This window comes from Flavobacterium sp. C3NV, assembly GCF_046825355.2.
Lineage (GTDB): Bacteria > Bacteroidota > Bacteroidia > Flavobacteriales > Flavobacteriaceae > Flavobacterium.
Genome location: NZ_JBKQBJ020000001.1, coordinates 81,204 through 93,322, shown reverse-complemented (window position 1 = coordinate 93,322; position 12,119 = coordinate 81,204). Strand labels below are relative to the sequence as shown.

The window sequence follows — 12,119 nt, the reverse complement described above, 5'->3', positions numbered from 1 at the left end:
TGTTTTTTTATTTTATTCAGGAATATTACCTATAAAAATATAATACTCATCCTTATCGATTAATTTAACATAAATACTATCTTTATTTACCCTTTGAATATTGTAGATTTTATTAAAAAAAGTAATCTGATTCCGTGTCTTTGATATTAATAGTTGTTTAACTTCTTCATCTTCCTTTGAATATTTTTCATTTTTTTCAAAGTCATCTGTATAAAGACCTTCTGATGCGCAACCTTGATAAGCAATCAATTTCCCATCATAGTATTTTCTAATATAATCAATTACAAAATAATTTTTATCTTCAAATTTAACAATGCAAGGCCATTTGTTTTCAGACAGATGATATTTTATTACTTCAAAAGTACCCTGATATTTGCTACTGCAAGAATTAAAGGTAATAATTAAAAAAAATAGTATTAGCAGGCGCAACTGTCGGTGTTTTTGGTACATTTTCTCTAGGTTGTATAATTATATTAACGTTCACTCTGGCGCGAGCATCTTGCTAGTGAACGGAAAGCAATATTTTCAAATTTAATATAATTTCTTTTTAAGATGAGTTTTTAAATGATCTGATTCTATTATATTTTATACCTTAAAATATCATTGCTTCTATATACAATCAACAAATAATCCATTATCTTTGATAGAGAACTAAAGAAAATTAAACATTGTAAAAAGTAATTTATTTACCCGTTATCAATGCATTGATTCAATAAAACTTAAGAACCAAATCTAACGAAATCTTAAGTTTTAAAATGATTTTTAAAAACAAATAGTATGGAAAATTTAAAGAAAGCGTATATAGCCGGAGGATGTTTTTGGGGTATGGAAGACCTTTTTCGTGTTCGTCCAGGTGTAATCGATACTGAAGTGGGTTACATTGGCGGGGAAAATGATAATCCCACTTATCAAAATCATCCCGGACATGCAGAAGGAATGGAGATTACGTATGATGCCAATACAACATCTTTTAAGGAATTGTTAGATTACTTTTTCAGAATGCACGATCCAACAACAGTCGACAGGCAGGGTAATGACAAAGGATCAAGTTACAGGTCGGCTATATTTATTCAGAATGAAGAAGAGGAAGAGGCTGCAAAAGAAGTGATTCAGCTTGTTGATGATTCTAAGAAATGGCCGGGAAAAGTGGTTACGACATTGGAACCGATTAGTAAGTTTTGGGTTGCCGAAGATTATCATCAGGATTATCTGGTCAAAAATCCAAATGGATATACTTGTCATTTTGAACGATTTAATACTTCGTTTTTATAATTGTTACGAAGATTCGTTGAAACGTTAAAAATAGAAACCTCTAAAGTCATTGATTTTAGAGGTTTTTTTATGCTAAAGATTTAATGATCTTATCTTATATAGGATAGACATTAAATGTTGTTGAGAAAAAAAATAAACTCATTAACTATTTTTTACCACAGAGAATACAAAGATTTTTATCTAAGGATACTTTTAAAAACACAAAGTTCACAAAGCTAATTCAACATGTAGCTTTGTGAACTTTGTGTTTTTTATAAAAGAGAAAGATAAAAAAAACTTAGTGTTCTCTGTGGTAATTTTTTTTCTCCATAGTTTTTTGAATTAATATCAGAATGATAAAATCATATCATTTTGATAGGAATATCATTTGATCAGATTTTTATGTTTTGCGCTTAAGTTGTTGATATATTGGTTTTAATAATTGAAATAAAAGAGACTTTAGAGAATTGGTATATTAATTGAAAATTCTGTTTCGTATTTCCAAATGCATAATAGATTGTAGTATTAATAAAATAGGGAATACATCAAACTACATATGAAAACCCTACAACGTACCATAGATTTTTTCGGCAAAGATTTTCCGGAACCTGATCCGTTCCCCAACAAACAAATCATATTACACAATAGTCAGATTGCTGAAGAAATACCGAATTTTACGGTTGAAGTCGCCAACGCCAAACATGTTTTTTGGACAAAAGAAATTTGCGACGTCACATTATCATCTGCCATAGCCCGCGGAACGGGTATTTCAGGCCGTTCTCGTGAATTGCTGGAATCAAAAATAAAAAAAGGCGAAGCTATTATCGCTTTTACACAAGAGGGAAAATGGGCAGGATTCTCTTTTATATCTTCCTGGGAAGATGGACGATATGTTTCTAATTCCGGATTAATTGTAGCACCTGAATTCAGACACACAGGTTTAGCAAAAACAATTAAAAGAAAAATCTTCGAATTGAGCCGTCAAAAATATCCTGATGCAAAAATATTCAGTCTGACGACTGGTTTGGCCGTTATGAAAATGAATCATGAATTGGGTTTCGAACCCGTCACATATTCAGAATTAACGACCGATGAGGTTTTCTGGGAGAATTGTAAATCCTGTGTCAATTGCCCCATATTACTGAGTAAAGAAAGAAAAAACTGTTTGTGTACAGCCATGCTTTACGATCCTAAACATAACGAATCCTTAAATATTAAAATAAAAAAAATCAAATCATTTTGAAAATATAGAAGTAAATAATACCCGATATTTGCAACATAAAAAATACTTCAATTTTTATGATAAAGATTAACGAAAAATATGCATACGCATTCAAAGAGGTGCTTTTTACATTTGCCCTGGCTTCTGAAGCAGCCGAAGTGTTTAAAGATCATACGGCACTTATTACCGGAATTGGAAAAGTCAATGCTGCCTACGAATTAACTAAAGCGATACAATTAAAAAGACCTTCGGTAATTGTAAATCTGGGTTCGGCGGGAAGTACTCATTTTAAGAAAGGTGATGTAGTTTGCTGTACAAAATTTGTTCAAAGAGATATGGATGTTAGAGGATTGGGTTTTGCTCTGTACGAAACACCTTTGTCCGGTTTGCCGCCAGTTTTAGAATATGGTCTGGAAATGAACGGACTGCCTGTAGGTATTTGCGGTACAGGAGATAGTTTCGAAATGCAGCATTCTGAAACGATTTATGATGTCGTAGATATGGAATCTTACGCGTTGGCTATGATTGCTATGAAAGAAAATATTCCGTTTTTGTGTTTAAAATACATATCCGATGGCGCCGATGATAATGCAGCCGAAGACTGGAGTGTTCAGGTTCATAAAGCCGCTGTTGCTTATGGCAGTATTTTAAAATTGAATATAAACGAAGCTGCAGCGAATTCTTAGAGAATAATGAATAAGATTTTTTCTCTCGCAGATTCAGCAGATTTTTTGATAAAGTCTGACAAAAAAAATCTGCTAAATCTGCCAAATCTGCGAGAGTGATATCAGTGTATTTTTCAAAATCATTTTAATCCCATAATCTGTGGCAGAATAAAACTTTGCCCCTGGGACTTTACAATAAAAAAAGGCTGCCTGAATAGATTTCAGACAGCCTCTTATAACTGCAGTTTTTATGTACTAATTCAAAAGTTTACGACCAATTAGTTACTTTAAGATTAGTTTATTCCACCTCCTAAAGCTTTGTACAATAAAACCTGTGACTCTGCATTTTTTAATTGAATGTCAACAAAATCCAGTTCGGCCTGCAGTTTATTTTTTTGAGCATTAATGATTTCCAGGTAATTGGCATAACCGCTCAAATACAAATCATTCGAAACGTTTACGGCAATTTCGAGATGTTCAATTTCCTTCGATTTGTATTTTAAAACTCCAACAAAAGATTCTGTTCTGTGCAGTAAAGCACTCAGCTCATTATACGCTGTTGTAATTGTATTTTGATATTGCAGAAAAGAAATTTGCTGTCTTCTATTAGATACAAAAAACTCCTGTTTAATCTGACCTTTATTAAATACCGGAGCTGTTAAACCGCCAAGCAATTGCCAGGCAAACGATCCGCTATCAAAAAAAGTGGAGAAAGAAAACGAATTAAAACCAGCATAACCTCCCAAATTTAAAGTCGGGAAGAAAGCCGCACGTGCTGCTTTTGCATCAGCATTTGTGGCACGCAGTTCATGATAGGCTTCAGCGACATCCGGTCTTTTATGAATGATGGAATCTACGCTTATTTTTTGATTTAAAACCTCCAGATGACCGGAAAGGAAATCAGCACTTCTTTCGATTTTTCCGCCGTATTCTCCTAAAAGATTTAATAACGCTTTTTCGGTTTGATCAATACTTAAATTAAGTTGTTCGGCTTCCGCCAAAATATTATTGTTCTGTGCATTAAACTGCTGAACAGCCAATTCTGTCGCTTTACCCACAGATCGCTGCGCCGAAATAATATCAAGCGCTTTCTGCTGCGTTTTAAGGTTCTTTTTGTAAATCTCAGCCTGTTTGTCCAGCGCAATTAGTTTATAATACAAATCGGCAACATCACTTAACAATCGGGTTTGCAGTAAACGCATTCCTTGTTGAGAAGCAAAAAAACGTTCGCGAGCGGCTTTTTTACGATTGCTCAGTTTTCCCCAGATATCAGCTTCCCAGGAAACTTTTCCACCTAAAAAAAGGTTAGGAGAAACACTTTCATTTATCCTTTGTTTTTCATTAATGTTTTGGGAAAAATTGGTATCAAAATTCCCTACACCATCCATAGTATATTTCCCGTAATGTGTTCCAGAGACATCTGCAACAAGATCTAAAGATGGGAGCAAAGCCAGTTTTGCTACTTTTAGGTGAGAATTAGCAATTAAAATCCTTTCCTGCACAATTAAATAATCAGGATTTTGAGCAATAGCTTTCTTTAAAAGATTTTCCAGTTTGGCATCTTTAAAATACGTTTCTGTTTTTAAAGGAATAAAATTTTGCAGACTATCAGTTGCTTTTTTTCTTTTCAGGTCAAAATTTTCCGGCAGCTGTTTCGCTGCCAGATTATCATTGATTTTTGGAGCGGAGCAAGCTGTAAGAAGCAAAACACCGCCAAAGATTATATATCGATTTATTTGTTGTTTCATGTTTTATTTTTTATTCATTGCTTTTTCTAATTTGGCAAACAAGATGTAAAGTCCCGGAATTATTACCAGTCCAAAAACGGTTCCTATAAGCATTCCTCCGGCGGCCGCGGTACCAATAGAACGGTTACCAACAGCTCCGGCTCCGGTTGCAATACACAACGGAATCAATCCGGATATAAAAGCAAATGAGGTCATAAGAATTGGCCTGAAACGAAGTCTCGCTCCTTCGATTGCTGCCTGGGTAATTTCGCGTCCTAACTTATTTTGAGCCATGGCAAATTCGACAATTAAAATGGCATTTTTGGCGAGCAGACCAATCAGCATGACGAGTGCGACCTGAGCATAAATGTTGTTATCTAAACCAACCATTAAAAGCGCGAGATAAGAACCAAATACTCCTACCGGCAAACTTAAAAGTACCGGAAACGGCAATAATAAACTTTCGTACTGCGCGGCAAGAAGCAGATAAACAAACAAAATACATAAAGCAAAAATGTAGATGGTTTGATTTCCGGACAGGATTTCCTCGCGTGTCATACCAGACCATTGCAGTTCAAAACGGCTCGGGAGTTTTTCTGCTGCAATTTTCTCAACTGCTGCAATGGCTTCTCCTGAACTATAACCTTCGGCAGGTTCACCGTTGATCATCGCCGACATGTACATATTATATCGCGTTAGAACCTCCGGACCATACACACGTTCCAGTTTTATGAAGGTAGAAAACGGAACCATTTCGCCGGCATCATTTTTTAGATACATATCGAGGATACTTTCCGGATTTTTTCTAAACTGCGGACTGGCCTGAACCATTACTTTGTACATTTGAGAAAAACGAATAAAGTTGGTCGCATAAAATGAACCCAGCATCGTCTGCAAAGTTGCCATGGCATTATCTACTGAAATTCCTTTTTTGGCGGCCAGATCATAATCAACATGAATTAGATATTGAGGAAAAGTCGCATCGAAACTGGTAAACGAATTCTGGATTTCAGGCGAAGCATTTAACTCTTTTATAAAGTTTTTAGTGACTTCATCTGTATTGCTTATCGTTCCTCCGGATTTATCCAGTAAACGCATTTCAAAACCGCTCGTATTTCCAAATCCCGGAACTGTTGGCGGAGCAAAAATTTCGATCTGTGCATCTGTAATGCCTTTTGTTTTCTCAGTTAGTAGCGCAATAAATTCATTCACAGAAATATCACGTTCCTTCCAGTCTTTCAAATTAATCATTCCCATTCCGTAAGAAGCTCCGGCGATTTCAGTTACAATGCTGTATCCCGCAAGTGTAGTAACGTTGTCGACACCCTTTATTCCTTTGGCAAGTCGGGTTACTTCATCAAGCGCTTTTTCGGTACGTTCTACCGTTGCTCCCTGAGGTGTCGTTACATTTACATACACCATTCCCTGATCTTCAGAAGGAATAAATCCGGAAGGTAAAAACTTGCTTGTTCCCCAGGTTAAGAAACAAAACAAAACCAGTAAACCAACGGTAACTACCGTACGATCTGCAAATTTTACAAGTACTTTAATGTATCGTGAGGTAATGTTGTCAAACCATTTGTTGAATCGGTTAAAAAAGCGATCCAGTAAAGAAGTTTTCTTTTTATTAGGATCATGCGCCTTAAGCATAATGGCGCATAAAGCCGGTGTAAGTGTAAGAGCGTTAATACCTGAAATAACAATACTAATCGCCATAGTTAAGGAGAATTGCCTATAGAAAACCCCAACCGGACCGCTCAGGAAAGCTACGGGAATAAATACGGCAGCCATAACAATGGTAATGGCAATAACGGCTCCGGTAATTTCTTTCATAGCGCTAATGGTCGCGGGCAGCGGATCCATATGTTCTTCGGAAATTTTTACGTGCACGGCCTCGACGACGACAATCGCGTTATCGACCACAATTCCGATAGAAAGAACCAAAGCAAAAAGCGTTAGCAAGTTGATAGAGAATCCCATCATCGACATAAAGGTAAACGAACCAATAAGTGCTACAGGCACAGCGAGAACAGGAATTAAAGTAGAACGCCAATCCTGAAGAAAAATGAAAACAACAAAAGCAACCAGAATAAAGGCTTCGATTAGCGTTTTTATAACTTCATCGATGGAGGCATCAAGAAAACGGGATACATCATATGCAATGTTAAAATTCATTCCCGGAGGAAAAGAAGTACCTTTAAGTTCGGCCATTTTTTCTTTTACGCTGGCAATAACTTCAGATGCATTCGAACCCGGACGTTGTTTCAACATGATGGAAGCTGAGGGTTTTCCGTCGGTTTTAGAAACCATTCCGTAACTCATCGAACCGAATTCAATATTCGAAATATCTTTTAATCTTAAAATTGTTCCGTCAGAATTTGCTCTAAGCGGAATCTCTTCATATTGTTTAGGCTCGAAAAATTTCCCGCCGTATTTTATAACGTATTGAAGTTCATTGTTTAATTGTCCTGATCCTTCACCAACTTTACCCGGAGCAGCAGAAATGTTTTGTTTTTGAAGTGAACCAATAACCTCATTTGCCGAAATATTATACGAAAGCATTTTTTGAGGATCCAGCCATACACGCATCGAATATTCTTTCTGCCCCATGATTTCGGCACGGCCAACACCATCAATACGTTTTAGTTCCTGTAGAATATTAATATCAGTAAAATTGAAGATAAATTGTTCATCCTGAGTTTCATCTGTACTGGTAATATTCAGGTACATCAACATACTGTTTACCTCTTTTTCTGTGGTAACTCCGGCCCTGATTACCTCTTCAGGAAGTTCGTCGAGTATGGTCGTTACACGGTTCTGCACGTTTACGGCCGCTAAATCAGGATCGGTTCCTACTTCAAAAAATACCTGAATAAGTGTTAAACCATCATTCGAAGTTACGGTCGACATATACGTCATTCCCGGTACACCGTTTATGGCACGTTCTAACGGAAGCGCCACGGCATCGGCAGAAACTTCGGCATTTGCTCCTGTATATTTAGCCGTTACAGTTACAGAAGGCGGAACAATATCAGGAAATTGAGTTATAGGAAGCTGGAATAAAGCTAATATTCCAAGCAGTACTATCATAACCGAGATGATTAATGATAATATTTTTCTTTTAATAAACATTTCGATCATTTTGAAATCTTTTTATGATGTATAATAATTACAGGTTTACACTTTGAGTTTGTTGAATGTTGATTTTATCGCCATCTCGTAAGGATTGAATTCCTTCCTGAACAATTAAATCATTGTTTTTTAAACCTTTATTTAAAATATATACATCATCAAGAGTACTCCCAATGGTTACGTTTGTCATTTTAATAATCCCTTCTTTATTCACAACAAATACAAATTGTTTGTCCTGAATAGAAAAAACGGCTTTTTGCGGAATTACGATCACATTCGTTCTTGGTTCAGAAATAATAAGTTTTCCTGATGTACCATGCTTGATAAAACCTTGCGGATTATGAAACTTAGCTTTATATTGAATAGATCCTGTTTGTCTGTCGATATCTCCATCGGCAGTTTTTAATTCTCCTTTTTGGTCGTAAACCATTCCATTTGGTAATACTAGTTTAATATCGCCTTGTGTATGAAGGGTTTTGTCTTCCATCATCTGGAAATAAGTATTTTCAGGTATAGAGAAATAGGCATATACATCGTCTAACTGCGACACCGTTGTAAGCAGCGATCCGTTTTCGACCAGACTTCCTTCTTTAAACGGAATTCGGTCAACTGTACCATCAAACGGCGCACGTATCGTGGTAAAAATAATCTGCTGATTGATCGCTTTTTTTTCCGCGGAAGCGTGAGCTACTTTAGCAGAAGCCGCATCATGTTTTGCCTTAGATAATTCTAATTCTTTATCGGCAATTACTTTTTTATTGAAAAGTGTTTGAGCTTGTTCCAGCTCTACGGTTGCGATTCTTAAATCGGCCATACTGCTTTTGTAAACAGCCTGGGCTTTTAAGAGTTGTATTTGAAGTTCTACATCGCTTATTTTAAATAAAAGCTGGCCTTTTTTTACTTTTTGGCCTTCGCTTACATATACTTTGTCGAGTAATCCGGGAATACGAACGTGAATTTCTACATTGTTTTTGGCATGCACATCGGCAACAAACCGATTGGAAACTATGGTATCTTTTGAAGTTACCTTATAAACAGGAAATGTTTTTACTTTGTTTGAATTCTTTTGGGTTTTATCTCCACACGAGACTAAAACGAATAGCGATAAAATGGCGATAAAAAATGAACTGTTTTTAATTTTCATGATTAATTTTTAAAAAAAATAGTGTATAAATAGGTTCTCTCCCTGATCATTAATAGACAGGAAGACAAGGAAATATGTTTGGAAAATAATGGATGTGCCGGCAGAAGCCCTAAGAGCTGTGCCGTGTTTTTTGAGAAATATTTTTATAAGTAATGTGCCCTTTATAAAAAATAAAAGACAATCGAACAGCAGTTCTTTACATCAAAAAATAAATTAAAATCTAGAAAAGTTGGTATAAGTGCAGGTGACTATGACACTGAATTTGATAAAACGTAGTGACACTGTAAATTAGTTTATTTACTAAAATTTTAAAATGTAAAAGCTTAGAAAAAAAAGGCGTTTTTAGTATCGTGCTATCTGAAGTTGTAGCCCTGTGTTTTATTTTATTTTTTACTATGAAATGAATTTCCAGATTTTTAGATAATGAAAAATCTGAAGATAGAAAATACGGAATTTCATCGGCAGAAACAGTATCCAGAGTACAAGAATCAATAAGTTCTGGCTGATATCTATTAGGCTCTGTGCTTCTTATAAAAGAAAGCGAGAGTAATAAAACAAGACAAAAAAACTTAAAGTGTTTCATGAACAATATTCTGCGACCCCTGAAAGGATTCATTAAAAAAGACAGGAAATAAATTTGATGGTGCGCCAAATATACTAATTTGAAAAATAAGCAATTCTTAATTTTTTCTAAAAACGGTAAAAATTTAAGTTTTAATAACATTGAATGGAAGATAATTATTAGTCTGATTCTAATTTTAAGATCCCGTATTGATTTAAGAATTCTACTTAGGGTTCGCTTTAAATCTTTAGAAAAAAAACAGTAAATATTTGATCTTAAATCAGATATTAGCATTTGAAATTTGAAGAAGCGCTATCGAAAAACTAAAAAAAACAGGATAATAAATTATGCAGCAAAACTATTATCCAATTCTGGAATAAATTGGTAAAAGAGGAGTGATAGCGCAGGTTTTTTCGATTTAAAAGTTCATTTTAAAAATAAATAGCAGGCCAAATAATGTAAATAAAAGAATAAACTTACATAAAAAGAATTGGGGAAGTTGATTTTCTCTAAACATCAATTTTATTTAGGATTTTCTGGATGGGTTTTAATGCGTAATAAAAGCACTAAAATTATTCTTTTATAATTGGGAAACTAAAATTCTTAAAAAAGTTTACGAAGATTAATTAAATTTCTGTTCTTTGCCAATTAAAGTTTTTATCAAAAAAAAGTAACGAAATCCAAGTCTTAGCGACCAACTGAAAGCACAATATTATCAGGTATTTTAAGTTAAGATTAATCATCGTATTTACGTTTATGGACAACAGGAAGTTTATATTAAGTTTAAAAAAAGGTAATGAGGCTTCTTTCAAAGAAGTTTACCTGACTTATTATGATAAACTGATAAACATTGCCAGACGTTTCGATTTTACAGTGCTGACTCCGCAGGATTTTGTTCAGGAAACTTTTTTAAGATTGTACAACAAAAGAGAATTACTAAACGAAGAGGTTTTATTCGATAAACAATTGTTTACAATCTGCAAGAATATCATTCTCAATCATGTTAACAGGGAAAACAGAATAATTCAGCTTGATCCTGAGTTCGAAAAAATGGAACCTGAGGATACAGAAACCATAATTTTTGAAGAAAGGAGAGAAAAACTACATAATTTCATCAATCTTCTTCCGGAACAGCAACAAAAAATATTTACTTTACATAAACTGGAAAACCTTAGCTATAAGGAGATTGCGGCAATTACAGACCTTTCTGAAAAGACAATTGCCAATCATATTTATCTTGCCAGTAAATTTATTCGAAAAAAAATCGAAGAGCATTAGGAACTTTTGTGTTCTCGTTTGTTATACTATTAAACGGAAACATAAAATGCATATCGAATCTTATAAAACAGATGTTACAACCAAAGAAGATGCAAGCTTTATTGTAGTGCTTCTGCAGTTTATCATTTCTGATTGTATCATGAAATTCGACTTAGAAAATAATAATCATATTCTAAGAATCGAAACCAACAGGGATATCAAGGAAATGGTTTACGGTGTTTTTAATAAACAAGGATTTTATTGTCAAAAAATATAACGCCCCAAGCAATGGATGAAAAAAAATTAGAAGAAGAATTAAAAAAAATCTGGGACGAAACCCCCATTTCACATTCTGATAGTGAGAAAGAGGCTTCGTGGGCAGAATTTCAATCGAAAGCCTTTCCTTCAAAAAAGAAGAAAAATAACTCGTGGCGTCATTATGCAGCAGCGGCAGCGATTTTACTTTTTATTTTGATAGGAACTGGAATTTATTTTAATGGTCCTTCTTTAATAAACAGTACGAGTTTAAATGTGGCCGGAAATACGATCGAAAATACAACTTCGATCATCAAAATTATTGCCTTACCGGATAGTTCAAGAGTAGAGTTGAGTCCGAATTCTAAAATTGTTTATGCTGATAATTTTGCTGTAAACAGAAAACTGGAAGTTTTTGGAGAAGCGTATTTTAAAGTAAAAAAAGATAAAAAACATCCTTTTCAGGTAGTTTGCAACGAAACGACAACTACAGTTTTAGGAACCTCTTTTACAGTTACAGGATACAACAAAAATAGAGTAGAGGTTGCCCTTTACGAAGGAAGTGTACAAATGAATGTAAAAAATCAGGACAAGAAGTGGATCCTGAAACCAGGCGAAAAATTTACCTACGGAAACGAAACCGTTTCTATAGTTGATTTTGAAAGATTTAAGGATTTTGATGATCAAAAACTAACTGATGTTGCTTCTTATATTGAGTCGAATTATGGCTACAAAGTAATACTTCCGGCAGAATATACGAATCAGAAGATTACAGTACGCATCAATAAAAAAGAAGAATTAAAAACGATTCTCGAATTACTATCAGAAATGTATAACCTAAACTTTGAAATAAATGAAGATTTAAAACAGATTACTTTTCAATAGAAAAGAAAAGGATGCACTA

10 protein-coding genes are annotated in these 12,119 nt (G+C 34.6%); 6 read left to right on the top strand and 4 right to left on the bottom strand.

Going from position 1 to position 12,119, the window contains the following annotated elements:
* Positions 1–12 precede the first annotated feature (12 nt).
* Positions 13–450 (bottom strand): hypothetical protein, encoded by a 438-nt coding sequence (locus ACIDC4_RS00380; protein WP_412043866.1) that lies wholly within the window; start codon positions 448–450, stop codon positions 13–15.
* A gap of 327 nt (positions 451–777) precedes the next feature.
* Here ACIDC4_RS00380 and msrA point away from each other — a divergent pair, with 327 nt between their 5' ends.
* The 3 genes from msrA to ACIDC4_RS00365 all read left to right on the top strand — a co-directional run bounded on the left by msrA (position 778) and on the right by ACIDC4_RS00365 (position 3,159).
* Positions 778–1,272, top strand: a complete 495-nt coding sequence (gene msrA / locus ACIDC4_RS00375; RefSeq protein ID WP_412043865.1) for a peptide-methionine (S)-S-oxide reductase MsrA — start codon at positions 778–780, stop codon at positions 1,270–1,272.
* 535 nt (positions 1,273–1,807) lie between these two features.
* Positions 1,808–2,494 (top strand): GNAT family protein, encoded by a 687-nt coding sequence (locus ACIDC4_RS00370; protein ID WP_412043864.1) that lies wholly within the window; start codon positions 1,808–1,810, stop codon positions 2,492–2,494.
* 56 nt (positions 2,495–2,550) lie between these two features.
* Complete coding sequence (locus tag ACIDC4_RS00365; protein WP_412043863.1) at positions 2,551–3,159, top strand: 5'-methylthioadenosine/S-adenosylhomocysteine nucleosidase family protein; 609 nt, start codon at positions 2,551–2,553, stop codon at positions 3,157–3,159.
* A gap of 272 nt (positions 3,160–3,431) precedes the next feature.
* Here the strand turns inward: ACIDC4_RS00365 and ACIDC4_RS00360 are convergent, their stop codons facing one another.
* From ACIDC4_RS00360 to ACIDC4_RS00350, 3 genes are read right to left on the bottom strand one after another with little or no spacing between them, the layout of a single operon-like run.
* The gene (locus tag ACIDC4_RS00360; RefSeq protein ID WP_412043862.1) at positions 3,432–4,886 is read right to left on the bottom strand and encodes a TolC family protein; all 1,455 of its coding nucleotides are present in this window, start codon (positions 4,884–4,886) and stop codon (positions 3,432–3,434) included.
* Positions 4,887–4,889: 3 nt separating this feature from the next.
* Positions 4,890–8,006: an efflux RND transporter permease subunit gene (locus tag ACIDC4_RS00355; protein WP_412043861.1), complete on the bottom strand. Its 3,117-nt coding sequence runs from the start codon at positions 8,004–8,006 to the stop codon at positions 4,890–4,892.
* Between the two features lie 28 nt (positions 8,007–8,034).
* Positions 8,035–9,141 (bottom strand): efflux RND transporter periplasmic adaptor subunit, encoded by a 1,107-nt coding sequence (locus ACIDC4_RS00350; RefSeq protein ID WP_412043860.1) that lies wholly within the window; start codon positions 9,139–9,141, stop codon positions 8,035–8,037.
* 1,318 nt (positions 9,142–10,459) lie between these two features.
* On the opposite strand from ACIDC4_RS00350, the gene ACIDC4_RS00345 reads away from it, so the two are divergent.
* From ACIDC4_RS00345 to ACIDC4_RS00335, 3 genes are read left to right on the top strand one after another with little or no spacing between them, the layout of a single operon-like run.
* Positions 10,460–10,981 (top strand): RNA polymerase sigma factor, encoded by a 522-nt coding sequence (locus tag ACIDC4_RS00345; RefSeq protein WP_412043859.1) that lies wholly within the window; start codon positions 10,460–10,462, stop codon positions 10,979–10,981.
* Positions 10,982–11,027: 46 nt separating this feature from the next.
* Positions 11,028–11,237 carry a hypothetical protein gene (locus ACIDC4_RS00340; RefSeq protein WP_194614862.1) on the top strand — a complete coding sequence of 70 codons (210 nt, stop codon included), beginning with the start codon at positions 11,028–11,030 and terminating at the stop codon, positions 11,235–11,237.
* 11 nt (positions 11,238–11,248) lie between these two features.
* Positions 11,249–12,100, top strand: coding sequence for a FecR family protein (locus ACIDC4_RS00335; RefSeq protein WP_412043858.1), 852 nt, complete (start codon positions 11,249–11,251; stop codon positions 12,098–12,100).
* Positions 12,101–12,119: the final 19 nt, after the last annotated feature.